Origin of the sequence: Skermania sp. ID1734 (assembly GCF_007489285.1) — a bacterium.
In the GTDB taxonomy this organism is placed as follows: Bacteria; Actinomycetota; Actinomycetes; order Mycobacteriales; family Mycobacteriaceae; genus ID1734.
Genome location: NZ_VLIY01000018.1, coordinates 17,443 through 35,089, shown reverse-complemented (window position 1 = coordinate 35,089; position 17,647 = coordinate 17,443). Strand labels below are relative to the sequence as shown.

Annotated in this window: 18 protein-coding genes; 13 read left to right on the top strand and 5 right to left on the bottom strand. The window is 66.2% G+C overall.

The window, feature by feature from the left end:
* Nucleotides 1-60: 60 nt before the first annotated feature.
* From mihF to FOS14_RS20105, 8 genes are all read left to right on the top strand, one after another.
* The gene (mihF, locus tag FOS14_RS20140; protein ID WP_143772615.1) at nt 61-381 is read left to right on the top strand and encodes an integration host factor, actinobacterial type; all 321 of its coding nucleotides are present in this window, start codon (nt 61-63) and stop codon (nt 379-381) included.
* 7 nt (nt 382-388) lie between these two features.
* A complete protein-coding gene (gene gmk, locus FOS14_RS20135) occupies nt 389-979 on the top strand; it encodes a guanylate kinase (RefSeq protein WP_143772614.1) in 591 nt (196 codons plus the stop codon).
* Nucleotides 979-1,278, top strand: a complete 300-nt coding sequence (gene rpoZ, locus FOS14_RS20130; protein ID WP_143772613.1) for a DNA-directed RNA polymerase subunit omega — start codon at nt 979-981, stop codon at nt 1,276-1,278. Before gmk ends, rpoZ begins: the two co-directional genes overlap by 1 nt.
* A 76-nt stretch (nt 1,279-1,354) precedes the next feature.
* Nucleotides 1,355-2,593: a bifunctional phosphopantothenoylcysteine decarboxylase/phosphopantothenate--cysteine ligase CoaBC gene (coaBC, locus tag FOS14_RS20125; protein ID WP_143772681.1), complete on the top strand. Its 1,239-nt coding sequence runs from the start codon at nt 1,355-1,357 to the stop codon at nt 2,591-2,593.
* A gap of 45 nt (nt 2,594-2,638) precedes the next feature.
* Nucleotides 2,639-3,844 (top strand): methionine adenosyltransferase, encoded by a 1,206-nt coding sequence (metK, locus tag FOS14_RS20120; protein ID WP_143772612.1) that lies wholly within the window; start codon nt 2,639-2,641, stop codon nt 3,842-3,844.
* The gene (locus tag FOS14_RS20115; RefSeq protein WP_370512274.1) at nt 3,793-5,778 is read left to right on the top strand and encodes a primosomal protein N'; all 1,986 of its coding nucleotides are present in this window, start codon (nt 3,793-3,795) and stop codon (nt 5,776-5,778) included. The genes metK and FOS14_RS20115 overlap by 52 nt, the downstream gene beginning before the upstream one ends.
* Before the next feature lie 126 nt (nt 5,779-5,904).
* On the top strand, nt 5,905-6,540 hold the full coding sequence (locus tag FOS14_RS20110) for a PadR family transcriptional regulator (RefSeq protein WP_255450473.1): 636 nt from the start codon (nt 5,905-5,907) through the stop codon (nt 6,538-6,540).
* Between the two features lie 47 nt (nt 6,541-6,587).
* Nucleotides 6,588-7,595 carry a triacylglycerol lipase gene (locus tag FOS14_RS20105; protein ID WP_143772609.1) on the top strand — a complete coding sequence of 336 codons (1,008 nt, stop codon included), beginning with the start codon at nt 6,588-6,590 and terminating at the stop codon, nt 7,593-7,595.
* A 27-nt stretch (nt 7,596-7,622) separates the two neighbouring features.
* On the opposite strand, the gene FOS14_RS20100 is transcribed toward FOS14_RS20105, so the two are convergent.
* Nucleotides 7,623-7,829: a hypothetical protein gene (locus tag FOS14_RS20100; RefSeq protein WP_143772608.1), complete on the bottom strand. Its 207-nt coding sequence runs from the start codon at nt 7,827-7,829 to the stop codon at nt 7,623-7,625.
* A gap of 116 nt (nt 7,830-7,945) precedes the next feature.
* On the opposite strand from FOS14_RS20100, the gene def reads away from it, so the two are divergent.
* From def to rpe, 5 genes are read left to right on the top strand one after another with little or no spacing between them, the layout of a single operon-like run.
* The gene (gene def / locus FOS14_RS20095; RefSeq protein WP_143772607.1) at nt 7,946-8,494 is read left to right on the top strand and encodes a peptide deformylase; all 549 of its coding nucleotides are present in this window, start codon (nt 7,946-7,948) and stop codon (nt 8,492-8,494) included.
* A gap of 1 nt (nt 8,495) precedes the next feature.
* Complete coding sequence (fmt, locus tag FOS14_RS20090; RefSeq protein WP_143772606.1) at nt 8,496-9,419, top strand: methionyl-tRNA formyltransferase; 924 nt, start codon at nt 8,496-8,498, stop codon at nt 9,417-9,419.
* A gap of 50 nt (nt 9,420-9,469) precedes the next feature.
* Complete coding sequence (locus FOS14_RS20085; protein ID WP_370512273.1) at nt 9,470-10,798, top strand: RsmB/NOP family class I SAM-dependent RNA methyltransferase; 1,329 nt, start codon at nt 9,470-9,472, stop codon at nt 10,796-10,798.
* Nucleotides 10,799-10,819: 21 nt separating this feature from the next.
* Nucleotides 10,820-11,581 (top strand): dienelactone hydrolase family protein, encoded by a 762-nt coding sequence (locus FOS14_RS20080; RefSeq protein WP_143772605.1) that lies wholly within the window; start codon nt 10,820-10,822, stop codon nt 11,579-11,581.
* A gap of 23 nt (nt 11,582-11,604) precedes the next feature.
* On the top strand, nt 11,605-12,276 hold the full coding sequence (rpe, locus tag FOS14_RS20075) for a ribulose-phosphate 3-epimerase (protein ID WP_143772679.1): 672 nt from the start codon (nt 11,605-11,607) through the stop codon (nt 12,274-12,276).
* Nucleotides 12,277-12,402: 126 nt separating this feature from the next.
* Here rpe and FOS14_RS20070 read toward each other — a convergent pair whose 3' ends face one another.
* From FOS14_RS20070 to FOS14_RS20055, 4 genes are all read right to left on the bottom strand, one after another.
* Nucleotides 12,403-13,422, bottom strand: coding sequence for a methyltransferase (locus FOS14_RS20070; protein WP_185981858.1), 1,020 nt, complete (start codon nt 13,420-13,422; stop codon nt 12,403-12,405).
* A 112-nt stretch (nt 13,423-13,534) separates the two neighbouring features.
* Complete coding sequence (locus FOS14_RS20065) at nt 13,535-14,320, bottom strand: alpha/beta fold hydrolase (RefSeq protein WP_143772603.1); 786 nt, start codon at nt 14,318-14,320, stop codon at nt 13,535-13,537.
* Between the two features lie 132 nt (nt 14,321-14,452).
* Nucleotides 14,453-16,195, bottom strand: coding sequence for a GMC oxidoreductase (locus tag FOS14_RS20060; RefSeq protein WP_143772602.1), 1,743 nt, complete (start codon nt 16,193-16,195; stop codon nt 14,453-14,455).
* A gap of 2 nt (nt 16,196-16,197) precedes the next feature.
* Nucleotides 16,198-17,631, bottom strand: coding sequence for an NAD(P)/FAD-dependent oxidoreductase (locus FOS14_RS20055; protein WP_143772601.1), 1,434 nt, complete (start codon nt 17,629-17,631; stop codon nt 16,198-16,200).
* Nucleotides 17,632-17,647: the final 16 nt, after the last annotated feature.

Genomic DNA, 17,647 nt, shown 5'->3' with positions numbered 1-17,647 from the left:
CCGGCGAGAAACGACCGATTGTTTCGATGAGACGTGCAAGTTCGATGAGACGGAGGAACCGTGGCCCTTCCCCAGTTGACCGATGAGCAGCGCGCCGCTGCTTTGGAGAAGGCGGCTGCCGCCCGTCGCGCCCGGGCTGAGCTCAAGGAGCGCCTCAAGCGTGGTGGCACCGACCTCAAGCAGGTTCTCGCCGACGCCGACACCGACGAGATCCTCGGCAAGATGAAGGTCTCGGCGTTGCTGGAGGCGTTGCCGAAGGTGGGCAAGGTGAAGGCCCAGGAGATCATGAACGAACTCGAGATCGCGCCGACGCGCCGTCTGCGCGGCCTGGGCGAGCGGCAGCGCAAGAACCTGCTGGCGAAGTTCAACTTCGAGTCCTGATCTCGACGTGACCGCTGCGCACAGGGGCCGACTTGTAGTGCTGGTCGGCCCCTCTGCTGTTGGCAAGTCCACTGTGGTGGCTTGTTTGCGCGAGCGCCTGCCGGACCTGGTGTTCAGCGTTTCGGCAACCACTCGTGCCCCGCGGCCCGGGGAAATCGACGGCCGCGACTATTTGTTTGTGTCCCGCGACGAGTTCGACCGCATGATCGCGGGCGGTGGGTTACTCGAATGGGCCGAGATTCACGGTGGGCTACAGCGGTCGGGGACGCCCGCGGCGCCCGTTGAGGCCGCGCTTGCCGCGGGCAAGCCGGTGCTGGTCGAGGTGGATCTCGCCGGTGCCCGGGCCATCCGGACTGCGATGCCCGAGGCGCTGCTGGTGTTTCTGGCGCCGCCGAGCTGGGACGAGTTGGTCAGGCGGCTTACCGGCCGCGGCACGGAATCGCCCGAGGTGATTGCCCGCCGTCTCGACACCGCCCGGGTCGAATTGGCCGCTCAGGGCGAGTTCGACCGGGTCATCGTCAACGACGACGTGCAACGCAGCTGCGACGAGTTGGTATCCTTGCTGGTTGGACGTTCATCTACTTCAGGAGTTTGCTAGTGAGCAGCAATCAGGCAACCGTCGACGCGCAGTCCAATGACTTGCCGGCGTACGACACCCCGCTCGGCATCACTAACCCGCCGATCGACGAGCTGCTCGAGCGCACCTCCTCGAAGTACGCGCTGGTGATCTATGCCGCCAAGCGCGCCCGTCAGATCAACGACTACTACAACCAGCTCGGCGACGGCATCCTCGAGTACGTCGGCCCGCTCGTCGAGCCGGGGCTGCAGGAAAAGCCGCTGTCCATCGCATTGCGCGAAATCCACGCCGACCTGCTCGAGCACACCGAAGGCGAGTAGCTGTCCTTGGCATCGCAGGCCCTCAACGCGATCGATAACGGCGGGGATCGAAACCGCGGTGATTGTGAGCCGAGGAATGGATAAGGGCGCCAGTAAGCGGATTGTCGTCGGCGTGGGCGGCGGTATCGCCGCATACAAGAGCTGCGCGCTGATCCGCCGATTCACCGAGTCCGGGCATCAGGTTCGCGTCATCCCGACCGACTCTGCACTGGAGTTCGTCGGTAGCGCCACGTTCGAGGCGTTGTCGGGCAACCCCGTGCACACCGGGGTCTTCACCGATGTGCCGGCGGTGCCGCACGTGCGCCTCGGTCAAGAGGCCGATCTGGTGGTCGTCGCGCCGGCCACCGCAGATCTGTTGGCTCGGGCTGCGCACGGCCGCGCCGACGACCTGCTGACGGCCACGCTGCTGACTGCGCAATGTCCGGTGATGTTCGCACCCGCGATGCACACCGAGATGTGGCTGCACCCGGCGACTGCCGACAACGTCGCCATCCTCCGTTCGCGCGGAGCTGTCGTGATCGAACCAGCCTCCGGCCGGCTCACCGGTGCAGACACCGGACCGGGTCGTCTCCCCGAGCCGGATGAGTTGTTCGGGTTGGCGTCGCTGCTGCTCGAACGCGCCGAGGCATTGCCCCGGGATCTCACTGGTCGCCGGATCGTGGTTTCCGCAGGGGGAACACGGGAGCCGCTGGATCCGGTGCGTTTTCTCGGCAATCGCAGCTCGGGCAAGCAGGGTTATGCCATCGCGCGGTTGGCGGCCCAGCGCGGTGCCGAGGTCACGCTGATATCCGGCGTTACCGCCGGATTGGAGCCGCCGGCTGCGGTGGAGGTCGTGCAGGTGACCACGGCCGAACAGATGCGGGTGGCTGTCGACAAGCACGCCGTGGGCGCGGACGCGGTCATCATGGCGGCGGCTGTCGCCGATTTCCGGCCGGCGTCGGTGGCCTCGGCAAAGATCAAGAAGGGCGCCGGTGAGCCGGATTCGATCCCGCTGATTCGAAATGACGACATTCTGGCCGGTCTGGTGCAGGCTCGGCGGGACGGTGCTTTGTCGGCGGGTACCGCTATCGTCGGGTTCGCCGCCGAAACCGGCGACGAGCATGGCGACGTTTTGTCGCATGCCCGTGCGAAACTGCAGCGCAAGGGCTGTGACCTGCTGGTCGTCAATGCGGTCGGCGAAGGCAAGGCGTTCGAGGTGGACAGCAACGATGGCTGGTTGTTGGGCGCCGACGGTACCGAGGCAGCGCTGCCGCTGGGATCGAAGGCGCTCATGGCAAGCCGGGTGCTCGATGCGCTGCGCGCGCACCTAGGCTGAACGCAACACCACCGCCCAACACGTCCACAACCGAGAGGCAAATACGTGAGCAATCGGCTTTTCACCAGCGAGTCTGTGACTGAAGGGCATCCAGACAAGATCTGTGACGCCATCAGTGACTCGATTCTGGATGCCTTGCTGGCTGCTGATCCGCTGAGCCGGGTGGCGGTGGAGACGTTGGTGACCACCGGCCAGGTGCACGTCGCGGGTGAGGTGACCACCACCGCGTATGCCGACATTCCGCGGATCGTGCGCGAGAAGGTGCTCGAGATCGGTTACGACTCCTCGGCCAAGGGCTTCGATGGCAACTCCTGTGGGGTGAACATCGCGATCGGCGCACAGTCGCCGGATATTGCCCAGGGTGTGGACCATTCGCACGAGGCGCGGGTCGGCGGGAATGCCGATGACGAGATCGACCGTCAGGGCGCGGGCGATCAGGGCCTGATGTTCGGTTACGCCACCACCGAGACCCCGGAACTGATGCCGTTGCCGATCGCGATGGCGCACCGGTTGGCGCGCCGGCTGTCGGAGGTGCGCAAGAACGGTGTTCTGCCCTACCTGCGCCCGGACGGCAAGACGCAGGTCACCATCGAATACGAAGGTGACAAGGCGGTGCGGTTGGACACGGTGGTGATTTCCACCCAGCACGCCGCCGACATCGATCTGGACAACCTGCTGGCGCCCGACATTCGCGACAAGGTGCTGGGGACGGTGCTCGACGATTTGGCGCTCGAGACGCTGGACACCTCGAACGTGCGGTTGCTGGTGAACCCCACCGGCAAGTTCGTGCTCGGTGGGCCGATGGGCGATGCGGGTCTGACCGGTCGCAAGATCATCGTCGACACCTACGGTGGGTTCGCCCGCCACGGTGGCGGGGCGTTCTCCGGCAAGGACCCGTCGAAGGTGGACCGCTCGGCTGCCTACGCGATGCGCTGGGTGGCCAAGAACGCGGTCGCGGCCGGGCTGGCTGAGCGGATCGAGGTGCAGGTGGCCTACGCCATCGGTAAGGCGGCCCCGGTTGGGCTGTTCGTGGAGACGTTCGGCACCGAGCACGTGGCCCCGGAGAAGATCGCGACCGCCATCAGCGAGGTCTTCGACCTACGTCCGGGTGCGATCATTCGTGACCTCGATCTGTTGCGGCCGATCTATGCGCCCACGGCGGCCTACGGACACTTCGGGCGTACCGACATCGATCTGCCCTGGGAACACACCGACCGCGCGGAGAAACTGCGCGCCGCAGCCGGACTCTGAGCGGGCAAATCGCGCGGGTTCTCCCGCTGCTGCCGCTGGCGCACTTGGATCGGGAGTTCGACTACCTGATCCCGCCGGAGTTCGATGAAATCGCCAAGCCCGGCGTGCGGGTTCGGGTCCGATTCGCTGGGCGACTGGTCGACGGTTTTCTGCTGGAGCGGGTGGAGAGCAGCGACCACCCAGGTAAGTTGGGCAAGCTCGACCGGGTGGTTTCCGGCGAGCAGGTATTGACGCCCGAGATCGCCGAACTGGCCCGTTCGGTGGCTGCCCGCTATGCCGGCACCCGTGCTGACGTCCTGCGCTTGGCCATACCGCCCCGGCATGCCCGAGTGGAGGCGGAAGAGCGGGCAGCACCGGTGCCGATACCCGAAGTGCAGCGTGACGACGGCGCCTGGCAGCGCTACCAGCACGGCCCCGCGTTCGTCGCTGCGCTCGCCGACGGGAAGGCGCCGCGTGCAGTGTGGCAGGCGCTGCCGGGCGAGGACTGGACGCTGCGGTTGGCCGAGTTGGCCGCGACCGTCGTCGCACGTGGTCAGACCGCGGTCCTCGTCGTGCCGGACGCGCGCGACCTGCAACGGCTCGCCGGCGCGTGCACCCAACGGGTGGGCGCCGTCGTTGCACTCGCCGCAGACCTGGGCCCGGCGGTTCGTTACCGTCGCTGGCTGGCGGCCCTCCGCGGGGACGCGAAAGTGGTTGTCGGGACCCGGAGTTCGGTATTTGCTCCGGTGTCCAACCTGGGATTGACCGCGATCTGGGACGACGGCGACGACAACCATGCCGAACAACGCGCGCCATACCCGCATGCGCGAGAGGTCGCGTTGTTGCGCGCCCACGAATCCGGCGCCGCCTGTGTGGTCGCCGGATATGCGCGCACTGCCGAGGCGCAGGCGCTGGTGGCCTCCGGGTGGGCACACGACCTGGTGGCGCCGCGGGCGACGGTGCGCGAGTGCGCGCCGAAGATATCGGCGCCGGGGGACAGCGAGCAGGCACTGGACCGTGATCCGAATGCGCGGATGGCGCGACTGCCACATGTCGGGTTCGTGGCGGCCCGGCGGGTGCTTGCCGCTGGTGATCCGGTGCTCGTCCAAGTTCCTCGTGCTGGCTACGTTCCGGGCCTGGCCTGCGCTTCCTGTCGCACGCAGGCGCGCTGTCGCCGGTGCAACGGACCGATGGCCGTGGCGGCGTCGCAGGCGATGGTGTGTCGCTGGTGCGGGGTGACCGATCCGGCTTATCGGTGCAGCGCCTGCGGCGGCCAGCGGATGCGGGCAACCGCCGTCGGAGCCCGACGCACCGCTGAGGAGTTGGGCCGAGCGTTTCCCGGCATCCAAGTGGTCTTCTCGGGCGGCGCCGAGGTGCTTGACGCTGTCAAGCCGGGGCCGAAGCTCGTGGTTTCCACGGTCGGTGCGGAACCGGTGGCACTTGGCGGCTATGGCGCGGCACTGCTGGTCGACGGTTGGACGCTGTTGGGACGGCCGGACTTGCGGGCGGCCGAGGAGGCGCTGCGGCGCTGGATGGCTGCGGCAGCACTGGTACGCCCCGACGGCGAGGTGATCGTCGTTGCCGACCCCGGCGTCCCCGCCGTGCAGGCGCTGATCCGGTGGGATCCGGTGTGGCATGCGGAACTGCAACTGGCCGAGCGTGCCGAGGTTCGATTCCCGCCTGCCGTTCGGGTCGCCGCGCTGGATGGCAGCGAGGAGGGGATCGTGTCGCTGCTCGGATTGGCGCAGCTGCCCGCCGACACCGAACAGCTGGGCCCGGTTCCGCTACCCGCGAGCTCGCCAGACGACCATGAGGCGGTCCGACTGTTGCTGCGCGTTCCGCGTAGCGCGGGGTCGGCGTTGGCGCGCTCGCTTGCCGCCGCGCAGGCCGCTCGCAGCGCGCGCAAGATCGACGCACCGGTGCGCGTGCGGATTGATCCGATCGATATCGGCTAGCGATTGGGAATTTCGGACCGAGTGTTGACGTCGATGCATTGCCGATATATCGTCGTTGTAGCGTCGACCGATCGGGTCGGTACAGAAAACTTAGGAGGAACCACCATGGAAGGCATTCACGCAGAAATGGGACACACAGAAGCTATGCAGTGGGGTAGGCGGATGCATCCGCGCCGCGGTCCGCATCACCGCCGCGGGGGCGCTGGCTTTGGGCCCGATTTCGGTCGCGGTTTCGGCCCCGGCTTCGGACCGGACGCACGCTTCGGACGCGGGCGTGGCCGGGGCGGCCGGGGTCGGCGCGGCGATGTGCGAGCGGCCGTACTGCTGCTGCTCGAATCCGAGCCGATGCACGGCTACGAGCTCATTCAGCAAATCCGCGACCGTAGCAACGGCGTGTGGAAGCCCAGCCCGGGATCGATCTACCCGGCACTTGCCCAGCTCGAGGACGAGGGACTGGTCCTCATCGAGAAGGTTGCCGGTCGCAAGACGGCCAAGCTGACCGATGCCGGTCGTGAGTATGTCGAGGCGCACCGTAGCGAACTCGGCGACCCGTGGGCGGACGTCAGCGCCGACGTAGGTGAGGGCGCCATCGACCTCCGGGACTTGATCGGTCAGCTCATGGGCGCAGCAGCGCAGGTCGCGGCCGCGGGAACCCCAGCGCAAACCGAACAAGCTGCCGAGGTGCTCACGCAGGCACGCCGATCGCTCTATCGCATTCTCGCTGAGGATGAATCACAGGGTGAAAACGCCGACAAGGAGTAGGCGGCTAATGGGCGTCATTTAGTTGAAAACGTGCTCAAATTGACGGCATGAATTCGCTTTTGGGGGGGCGGTCGGTGCCGCTGGTGGCCGCGACGATCGTGACTTTGGCGCTCGCCATCGGAGTACTGTGTTCAGGTTCAGCGACCGCATCGCCGATCGAGACGCCCTATCGCCCGGCCGATGTGCCCACGGTGCCCGGCCCGCCGCAAACATCGCATGGTTCGGCAGCTACCTACGCCAAACACCATCCGAACTCGGCGCCCCCGGACACCAACAATTTCAACTGCACGCCGACGAGCGCGCATCCCCGTCCGCTCATCATGGTGCATGGCACCGATGCGAGCGCCTACTCGGACTACGCCGGCCTCGCGCCCCTCTTTGCCGCCCGCGGCTACTGCCTGTTCGCCCTGAACTACGGCGGCAAGGAGGGCGGGGAAAGCTACGGCAATCTCGAGATCTCTCGCAGCGCACGCCAATTCGCCGCGTTCGTCGAGCAGGTTCGGCAGGCGACCCGAGCGCCGAAGGTCGATGTGATCGGGTACTCGCAAGGGGCGACCGTCACCCGCTACTACATCAACAAAATGGGCGGGGCCCAATATGTGCACCGCTGGATCGGACTGGCCTCGCCCAGCTACGGCGGCGTGATGTATGGCGCGGTGACGGTGGCAGAGGCCATACCCGGCGCGATCGGCAAGCTGACCGACGTGCTGGATCCGGCGCTGATCGAACAGATGCAGGGCTCGGAGTTTCTCACCGAGCTCAATGCCGGCGGGGACACGGTGCCCGGCGTCGAGTACACCACGATCGGCTCGCGATACGACGAGATGATTCAGCCGTCCACGAACGTGGCACTGCACGGTCCCGGTGCCACCAACATCGTCATTCAAGACCTCTGCCCGCTGGACCAAACCGGTCACTTCAACATGCCGTACGACCCGTTCACCCAGCAGTTGGTGCTCAACGCGCTGGACCCGGGACACGCCGTCGTACCGCCCTGCCAGTTCGTGCCACTGGGAACCGGTATTCCGGAGGTGATCTGGTCAGCCCACTCCTGAAACTCGGCTGACCAGATCGTCCCGGTGCTATTCGGCGAGCTTGGCGATCGCCTGCGCCCAGAGGAAAAACTTGTTGGTGCCGAGGTCCTTGACCGTCTTGATGTTGAATGCGGCCTTGAGGTGCTCGGCGTCGGAGTCGCTGACGCCTTGCAGGGCGGCCACAGGTGCGCTGGCCAGTTCCTCGAGCGACTTCGATTCGTACGCTTTGTCGAATTTGTCTGCTATTCCAGCCATCGTGTTCTCCTAGATCGACATCAAAGCGGTCCCGCCACAGTAAATACGGCTGGCAGACTGTGTACACGATTTCGGCGGTGCGTCTGTCGGAAAAGCCGTAAACCTAGACTGGTCGAGTGACTGTCCAACCAGTTCGGCTCTTCGGTGACCCGATCCTGCGAAGCAAAGCCATCGAGGTGGTGACCTTCGACCGGGAGCTGCGCAAGCTCGTCGCGGATCTCGAAGACACCATGCACTCCGAAGGCGGCGTCGGCATCGCGGCGCCGCAGATCGGTGTCGGACTTCGGGTATTCGCCTACGACACCGGCGAGGTGGCCGGCCACCTGGTCAATCCGTCGTTCGAGGTCGTGGGCAGCGACGAGCAATTGGGTCCGGAAGGCTGCCTGTCCATCCCGGAACTGCGCATCGACTGCCTCCGCGCGAACAATGTGCTCGCGCGCGGGTTCAACATGCACGGCGAGCCGGTGCATTTCGTTGCCGACGGGCTGTTGGCGCGGTGCGTCCAGCACGAGGTGGACCATCTCGACGGGGTGCTGTTCATCGACCGACTCGACCCCGTTGCGCGAAAAGAAGCGATGCGGATCATTCGCGAGTCGGAGTGGTTCGGCGCGGAACCACCGACAATCAAGGCCAATCCGCTTGGCTTACACGGCAGGAAGGGCTGAGGTGCGCGTCATTTTCGCGGGCACTCCAGAACCGGCCGTGCCATCGCTCGAGCGGTTGATCGCGTCGCCGCGTCACGAGGTCGTCGCGGTGGTAACCCGACCGGATGCGGTAGCCGGCCGCGGCCGCCGCGTTACCCGGTCACCGGTCGGTGCCCTCGCCGATCAACACGGCATCGAGGTGTTGACGCCGCGCAGCGCGCGCGAACCAGAGTTTCTGGGCCGCCTCGTTGCGCTCGCGCCGGAGTGCTGCCCCGTGGTCGCCTATGGTGCGCTGCTGCCGAAGACTGTGCTCGAGGTGCCGCGGCACGGCTGGGTGAACCTCCATTTTTCGTTGTTGCCGGCTTGGCGCGGCGCCGCGCCGGTGCAGGCGGCGATCAATGCTGGTGATGAAATCACCGGAGCCTCTACATTTCTCATCGAAGAAGGGCTCGACACCGGCCCGGTGCTCGGGACGATGACGGAGCGGATCAAGCCGACCGACACGGCGGGTGAACTGCTGGCCCGGCTTTCGATCAGCGGGGCCGTGCTGCTCGAGTCGAGCCTGGACGCGCTGGAAGCCGGTGCGGTACAGCCGGTTCCGCAATCGTCGGCGGGGGTGTCCTATGCACCCAAGGTGACTGTCGAAGCGGCGCGGGTGAATTGGCACCATCCGGCGCTGGCGGTCGACCGTCATATTCGCTCGGTGACACCCGCGCCGGGGGCATGGACAACGCTGGATGGCCTGCGGCTCAAGGTCGGACCGGTCGTGGCGGTCGAGGAAACAGCACAGCCCGGGGCCGTCGAGGTGCGCAAGGACGGCGTATACGTCGGCACCGCGACCAAGGCGGTTCGGCTGCAGCAGGTACAACCGCAAGGCAAGAAGGCGATGGCCGCGTTGGACTGGGCGCGCGGCGCTCGGCTCGAACCGGGAACGGTGCTGCAGTGAGCAAGCCGCCGCGCCGAAGGTCGTCACAGCCGAAGTCCGCCACGAAGCCCATCGCCCCCAACGATCCGCGCATCGCCGCCCGCGACGTGCTGCGTGCCGTCCGTGAGCGCGATGCGTACGCAAACCTCGTGCTGCCCAAGCTCTTGCGGGAGCGTGGAATCTCCGGCCGCGATGCGGCGTTGGCGACCGAGCTCGCCTACGGTGCCTGCCGCACCCAGGGCCAGTTGGACTCGGTGATCAGTTCGTGCGCGGGGCGGCCGGTTGCCGATATCGATGGGCCGTTGCTCGACGTGTTGCGCCTCGGCGCATACCAATTGCTGCGCACCCGGATCGGAGCGCATGCCGCGGTGTCCACCTCGGTTGATCTCGCGCGTGCCGAGTCCGGCGGCGGCAAGGCGGGTTTCGTCAATGCGGTGCTGCGGCGGGTCGGTGAACGATCGCTCGACCAGTGGGTTGGCGAGCTCGCTCCCGCTGACCCACTTGGGCGGCTGGCCTTTCAGCACGCGCATCCGACCTGGATTGCGCAGTCGTTCGCCGACGCCTTGGGCGCTCGCTCCGCGGAGTTGGCCGAGCTGCTCGCCGCCGACGACGCCCGTCCGCTGGTCCACCTCGTTGCCCGGCCCGGGGTGATCACGGCAGAGGAGTTGGCGCTGGCGACCGGGGGAGTCCACGGGCGTTACTCGCCCTACGCGGTGTACCTCGACGGTGGCGATCCAGGGCGACTCGATGCGGTTCGCGACGGGCTCGCCGGCGTGCAGGACGAGGGCAGTCAACTGGTTGCCCGAGCGCTGACGTTGGCGCCTGTCTCGGGCGCCGACGGCGGACGCTGGCTGGACTTGTGCGCGGGGCCGGGCGGCAAGGCGGCGCTGCTCGGGGCGCTGGCCGATATCGAGGGGGCGGTGGTCGACGCGGTCGAACCCGCCGAACATCGCGCCGAATTGGTGCGCAAGTCGACCCGGGATTTGCCCGTTCGGGTCCATCAGGTGGACGGTCGGGCTTCGGGACTGACGCCCGGGTATGACCGGGTGCTTGTCGACGCGCCGTGCACCGGCCTCGGCGCGTTGCGGCGGCGGCCCGAGGCGCGTTGGCGCAGAACGCCGTCCGATGTCGGCGAGCTGGTTCGACTGCAGCGCGAACTGCTCGGCGCCGCGCTGCAATTGGTACGACCTGGCGGGGTAGTGCTGTATTCGACGTGCTCGCCGCACCTTTCGGAAACGGTGGGCGTGGTAGCCGACGCCGTGCGCCGGTTCGGGGCCGAACAGTTGGACACTCGCTCGTTGCTGCCGGAGGTCGATGACGTCGGCGACGGCCCGTCGGCGCAGCTGTGGCCGCATCGGCACGGCACCGATGCGATGTTTTTGGCAGCACTAAGGCACTGACCGGCGGTAGGCTGCGCGAGCATGATCATCGAGTCCGCGGAGCACGCCGACCTGACCACACCCTTCGGCACCATGCGGACATACGTGCTGCGGCCGAAGGCCCCCGGGCGGTATCCGGGAATCGTGTTGTACTCCGAGATCTTTCAGGTCACCGGTCCGGTGTGGCGGATCGCGCAATGGATCGCCGGGCACGGTTACATCGTCGCCGTGCCGGAGATTTTCCACGAACTCGAGGACGGCCCGGGCGTGGTGCTCGCCTACGACGGCCCCGGCGCCGAGCGGGGCAACGCGCACAAGATCACCAAGGAGTTGGCCTCCTACGACGCGGATTCCCGTGCTGCGCTGGATTTTCTTGCCGGCCATGAGGCGTGCACCGGTGAACTCGGGGTGTTCGGTATCTGCATAGGTGGCCATCTGGCGTTTCGTGCGGCGATGAATCCCGATGTGCGGGCGGGGGTGTGCTTCTATGCCACCGACATTCACACTCGATCGCTCGGCAAGGGCCGCAACGACGACACCCTGGATCGAATGGGCGAGATCGGCGGCGAGGTGCTGATGATCTGGGGTCGGCAAGATCCGCACATTCCGCTCGAAGGACGCCAGCTCATCCACGCGGCGATGGAGGATGCGGGAGTGGACTTCACCTGGCACGAGGTCAACGGACAGCACGCGTTCATTCGCGACGAGGGCCCGCGCTACGACCCAGAGTTGGCCGACCAGTGCCTGAGGCTGGCACTGGGCCTGTTTCACCGTCGGCTCGGGCCGGGGGACCGCGCCGACTAGACTTCGCGGTTGTGCACACGCCGATGATCGCCCCCTCGATCCTTTCTGCAGACTTTGCCCGGCTCGCCGACGAGGCGCGCGCCGTGGAGGGCTCCGACTGGTTGCATGTCGACGTGATGGACGCGCACTTCGTGCCGAACCTCACCATCGGCCTGCCGGTGGTCGATAGCCTGTTGAAGGCCACTGACATTCCGCTCGACTGCCACTTGATGATCGACAATCCCGATCGCTGGGCTCCGCCGTATGCCGAGGCCGGCGCCTACAACGTGACGTTTCACGCCGAGGCCACCGACGATCCGGTGCGCGTGGGTCGCGACATCCGCGCGGCCGGGGCCAAGGCGGGACTGAGCGTGAAGCCGAACACCCCGATCGAGCCGTACCTGGAAATCCTGCGCGAGTTCGACACCCTGCTGGTGATGAGCGTGGAGCCCGGATTCGGGGGCCAGTCATTCATTCCGCACGTGCTCGACAAGGCGCGAAAGGTGCGCAAGCTCGTCGACTCCGGCGAGCTGACCCTGGTGGTCGAGATCGACGGCGGGATCAACGACGACACCATCGAGGAGGCTGCGGAGGCCGGCGTGGACTGCTTTGTGGCCGGCTCGGCGGTCTACAACGCGGCCGACCCGGGCGAGGCCGTGCGCAAGCTCCGGCGTCAGGCGGCAGCAGCGTCGAAGCACCTGACGCTGGGTAGCTGACAGCGGGACTGGTACGACGGGCTCGCTGTCTGATCGGGTTACCGCAACTGTTCCAACACTATGCGCGTTCGCAGACGGAATCCCGTCGCTGACGCCGACTTTCGTTACACCAGTTGCGCTTGCCGGCTACGGTTTGCGTGCGAGCAGCACTCCCCGGTCACACACGGTCGTCCGATGTGAAACATCGACGAATCCGACCCGCTCGGCCATCTCAGCCAACTCTGCCGTCGACCAACATTTCCCGCGCGTCGAATGCATCAGCAGCACCGAGTATTCCGCCACCGGCAGCGGCCCACGCTTGTCCGCGTTGAGGTGCGTGTCGTGATCGATCAGCCAGCCACCGGCGGGTAAGGCTGCATATGACGAGGCAAGCAGGTGCTCGACCTGTTCGGCAGCCCAGTCATGCAGCACCTGCGAATAGAGATGCGCGTCGTGACCGGAGGGCAGCGGATCGGCGAACATGTCGCCGGTGACCACCGAGATTCGCTTGTCCCAACCGCTCTCGCGCAAGAGTGTCCGCGCCGCCGCGTCCACCGGTGCTCGCTCGAACACGGAGGCTTTGGCGTTGGGACGACTTTCGATGATCGCCCGCGCGTAACTGCCGGAACTGCCACCGATGTCGAGCAGCGCGGACACCGGAATGTCGGAGATTGCATGCGCGAGCGCGGGTCCGAGAAACGCGCTACGAGCATCCATCGCCGCGGTGATAGACCGGGCAAAATCGACGTCGGAAAGCCTGCCGGACCAATCGTCATGTCCGTGCGAGCTCGCCCACGCCGCCTGCTCATCGGTGCGCAGCACGTGCACCAGCTCGGCGACGGCTGGGCGTTCGGCGAGCGAACCGTAGTAGGCGCGTAGGTCATACGCCGATCCGGCAACCAAATGCTGCCGAGCCAGCTCGGTTATGTGCACTCGGTCGCCGGCGATGTCGCGGTCGACCAGCCCCAAGGCGGCGCAGTAGGTCAGCAGCACATCAAGCGGTCGTGCCGTGAGGCCTAACTCGACAGCCATGTCCGCCACCTTGACCCAGCCGCGCTGGGAAAGCCAGGTGAACAGGTCGAATTCGGTCACGGCGGCGATCAGGAAGTCCGCGGCGTAGATGCTGTCACGGAGTCGGTACAGCGCGGTGGGGTCGAGGATCGGCACACGGCCGAGCATGCCATGGTAGCGCAACTGTGCCAACGAAACTCCAGCTTCCAGACGGAAACCCGTCGCTGCAGCCAACTTTCGTTGAAGCAGTTGCGGCGATGGCAGCCGCTTAGCCAACCACCTCCACGCACCGCACCGGGTCGTCGTTGAACGGAACATGCCCCGATGTCGGCAGTGAAACATGACGGGCGAACGGCATCGCGCGGCGCGCCCGCGCCGACTGTGTCCGGGAGATCAGCAATGCATCGCGTGTGCCCCAGGCGACGGTGACCGGAATCTGGGGCAACATACCCCAGTCCTGGTGTGGGTCCCGAATGTCGTAGTGGTCGAAAGCTTTCAGTGCCTCATCGAAACTCGGGGCGTCGAGCAGACCGTTGACGTCGTCGAGGAGGACCTCCGGGTCGAGCCGGGTCGGGTGGCCGAAGAGCACGCCGGCCAACGCGATCCGCCCCGCACGGGTGGCGACGACTTTCGGCAGCGATCCGCGCATCCTGCGCAGACTCGACCGAGCGACCCGGAAGAAGCTTTGGCCGTACTTTCTTTCGAGCGGTGACCAGAATCCGACGGGGGAGAAGGCGGTCACCTGACCGGCGACGCCACGTCTTCCGAGCTCGATCGCGATGCCGCCACCCATGGAGTTGCCCACCACGTGCGCACCCTCCAGACCCAAATCGGCCATGAACGTGGCGATTCGGTCCGCGTAGCCGTCCACGCCGATCCGCACCGACGGATCGACCGGTGACGCTCCAAAGCCGGGTAGGTCGACGGCGATGACGTCGTAGCGCTGCGCCAGCCTGTCCAAAACCGGCTCCCACACTTGCCAACGGCTGCCGATGCCGTGGATCAGCACCAAAGGCGGTCCGTCGCCGCGGCGGTTGTAGATGAGGTCGTTCACCTTGCCTCCTGTGTTTTGCGGGACACCCGCACCCGGTCGGCCGCGATGAACGGACGATTCTCGTTCATCGCGCCTCCTGTGTTTTGCGGGACACCCGCACCCGGTCGGCACCGATGAACGCACGATTCTCGTTCACCGCACCTCCAGTGTTTTGCGGGACACCCGCACCCGGTCGGCCGCGATGAACGGACGATTCTCGTTCATCGCCCCTCCAGCCGAAATTCGAAGGGCGCCCCAGGCACTCGCCGGAACGGTCGGCGAAACCGGCATCACCGGCTCCACCGACCGATACCCCGCGCCGAGCGGCGGCCGCGGGTCCGGCTCACCCTTGTTGGGCCAGAACGACATTGCCCGCTCCGCCTGCGCCGTGATGGTCAGTGAAGGGTTCACGCCGAGGTTGGCGGTAATTGCGGACCCGTCGGCGATGTGCAGACCGGGGTGGCCGAACACTCGCTGGTAGGGGTCGATTACGCCCTGGTCGGGGGACGCCGCAATGGTGCAGCCGCCGATGTAGTGCGCGGTGGCCGGAATGTTGAAGATATCGGTGAAGATCATCTGCGCGTCACCGTCGACCTTGCGGGCAAAGCTGCGCGCGATCTTGTGTGCCAACGGAATCCAGGTGGGATTCGGTTCGCCCGTGCCCTGCTTGGTGGTCAGGTGACCGGCGCGCAGGTACGACGTGAGCGAGTTGTCCAGCGATTGCATCACCAACAGGATCACACTCTTTTCCGACGCCCGCCTCGGGTTCTGGGTTCGCAGAAAGACCAACGGGTGCGCCACGATTGCGAGTAGGAAACGCAGAAAGCGAAATGCCCCGCCGTCGACCATCGGGACCGTCTGCAGAAACAGCGCATTCTGCTTCTTGCCGTAATGGCACACCTCGACGTGCGTGTTCGGCTCCGGGTGAATGGATGAGGTGATGGCGACGCCCTCGGCGAAGTCGGTACGGTTGCGACTGGTCACCGGAACGATCGCCTCGGAATTGCTGCGGGTCAATTCGCCAAGCCGCGGTGAGAGATTCGGCAGCGTCCCGTCGGCGCGCAGCTTGTGCAGCAGCTTCTGAGTGCCCAGCGCCGCGGCCGCAAACACCACCTGCTCGGCGGTGAAAGTGCGCTTACCGGGACGCAACTTCCCGTTCGAGCGGCGCGTCTCGATCCCGTACCCGCCGCTGTCGAGGGGACGGACCCGCGTCACCGTGGTCAGTGGATGCACGTGGGCGCCGGCCTGCTCGGCAAGATAGAGGTAATTCAAAGTCGTTGTGTTCTTGGCGTTGTGGACGCAACCGGTGAAGCAGCTGGAACAATGCACGCAGCCGGCGCGCCGCGGACCGGCGCCCCCGAAGTAGGGGTCGTCCACCTCCTCACCCTCGCGGCCTTCGTTGAAGAAGACGCCTACCTGGGTGGTGTGGAAGGTGTCGCCTTTCCCCAAGTCCTCGGCCACCTCCCGGATGACCTGGTCGACCGCGGTCATGCGCGGGTTGGGCCCCACGCCCAGCATGCGCTTCGCTTGGTCGTAATACGGCGCCAGCTCAGTCTTCCAGTCGGTGATGTGCGCCCACGCCGGGTCGTGATAGAAGGGCTCGAGCGGTTCGTAGAGCGTGTTGCCGTAGAGGATCGACCCGCCGCCTACCGCTGCGCCGCTGAACACGGCGCACTTCCCGAGCAGACTGATGCGTTGCGGGCCTGTCAATCCGAGCTTCGGCGCCCAAATAGATTTGCGGACATTCCAGTTGGACCTCGGGATGTCCTCCGGATTCCAGCGTCGGCCGGATTCGAGCACGCCCACCCGGTAACCTTTTTCGGTGAGCCGCAGCGCCGCGACGCTGCCGCCGAATCCGGAACCGATGATGACGACGTCGTAGTCGAATTCAGTCATTCTCAGGCGACCTCGTAGTCCTTCTCGTTGAAACGGGCGGTGCGCAAACGGTATTCGGTGACGGTGCCCGGCCAGTTGGCGGCGACGCGCCCGCTGGCGTTGCGGTACCAGCTGCTGCACATCGACCAGACGCTGCCGGACAGTCGGCCCTGGGTGTCGCGGTCGAACTCCTCGGCGACGTCGGCGCGTACGGAGATGGGTCCGGCGTCGCGCGCATGATCGATGGCCTTGCGGATGTAGCTGGCCTGACTTTCCAGCATGGTGACGATCGAGCCGGAGCCGAGGTTGGTGTTCGGCCCGTACATGATGAAGAAGTTCGGGAAGTCGGGCACGCTCATGCCGAGGTAGGCGCGAGCGCCGTCGGTCCACTGCTCGCGCAGATCCTGGCCGCCGACGCCCCGGATCTGCAGTGGAGCAAGGAAATCGCTTGCGGTGAAGCCTGTTCCGTAAATAATGACGTCCACCTCGTGCAGCATGCCGTCGTTGGTGCGGACACCGGTGGCGGTGATTTCGCTGATGCCGTCGGTGATGACCTCGACGTTGGGTTCGGTGAGTGCAGGGAGGTAGTTGCTGGAGAACAGGATTCGCTTGCACCCCACCGGGTAGCTCGGCCACAGCTTGGCCCGCAACTCGGGATCGGGAACCTGCTTGCGCATGTGCCGGCGCGACAACGCAGTCAACGCCTTCGCCAGCGGCTTGCTGTAGAGAAACGCCACGCCCATCGTCTCGGTGACGCCGAACCAGGCCAGCCGTTCGGTCAACTGCGTGACCGGCAGCGCCGAGAACACGCGATGGTGCAGTGGCGAAAACTCGGTGTCCGGGCGCGGCACGATGTAGGGCGGGGTGCGCTGGAACAGCGACAGCTTGGCCACCTGCGGTTGGATCTCGGGCACGAATTGGATCGCGCTGGCGCCGGTGCCAATGACTGCGACGCGTTTGCCGGTCAAATCGACGCTGTGGTCCCACAACGCGGAATGGAACGACGCACCCTCGAACGTCTCCCGACCCTTGATGTTCGGCCACGACGGGCGAGACAGCTGACCTACCGCCGAGATCACCACGTCGGCCTCGACGTCGCCGCCGCTGGTGTGCACGGTCCAGCGTCGAGTGCTCTCGTCGTAGTCGGCGCCGGAGACGGAAGTGTTGAACCGGATGTGCCGCTTCAGGTCGTACTTGGCGGTCACGTCGCGCAGGTAGTCCAGGATCGCCGGCTGCGGGGAGAAGCGCCGCGGCCAGCGCGGATTCGGCTCGAAGGAAAACGAGTAGTACGGCGACGGCACGTCGCACGCCGCCCCTGGGTAGGTGTTCTCCCGCCACACGCCGCCCACGTCGTCGGCGCGCTCGAAGATCGTCACGTCGTCATACCCGGCCTGTTTCAGCTCGATGGCGGCTCCCAAGCCACCGAAGCCTGTCCCGATGATTGCGATCGAAGTCATAGTGCAACTATCGACC

Bases quoted from the DNA above. Each gene is read 5' to 3' on its own strand.
- coaBC (WP_143772681.1), top strand. From the start codon at position 1,355: ATGGATAAGGGCGCCAGTAAGCGGATTGTCGTCGGCGTGGGCGGCGGT.
- FOS14_RS20055 (WP_143772601.1), bottom strand. From the start codon at position 17,631: ATGACTTCGATCGCAATCATCGGGACAGGCTTCGGTGGCTTGGGAGCC.
- FOS14_RS20080 (WP_143772605.1), top strand. From the start codon at position 10,820: ATGATCATCGAGTCCGCGGAGCACGCCGACCTGACCACACCCTTCGGC.
- FOS14_RS20105 (WP_143772609.1), top strand. From the start codon at position 6,588: ATGAATTCGCTTTTGGGGGGGCGGTCGGTGCCGCTGGTGGCCGCGACG.
- FOS14_RS20100 (WP_143772608.1), bottom strand. From the start codon at position 7,829: ATGGCTGGAATAGCAGACAAATTCGACAAAGCGTACGAATCGAAGTCG.
- FOS14_RS20110 (WP_255450473.1), top strand. From the start codon at position 5,905: ATGGGACACACAGAAGCTATGCAGTGGGGTAGGCGGATGCATCCGCGC.
- rpe (WP_143772679.1), top strand. From the start codon at position 11,605: ATGATCGCCCCCTCGATCCTTTCTGCAGACTTTGCCCGGCTCGCCGAC.
- FOS14_RS20060 (WP_143772602.1), bottom strand. From the start codon at position 16,195: ATGACTGAATTCGACTACGACGTCGTCATCATCGGTTCCGGATTCGGC.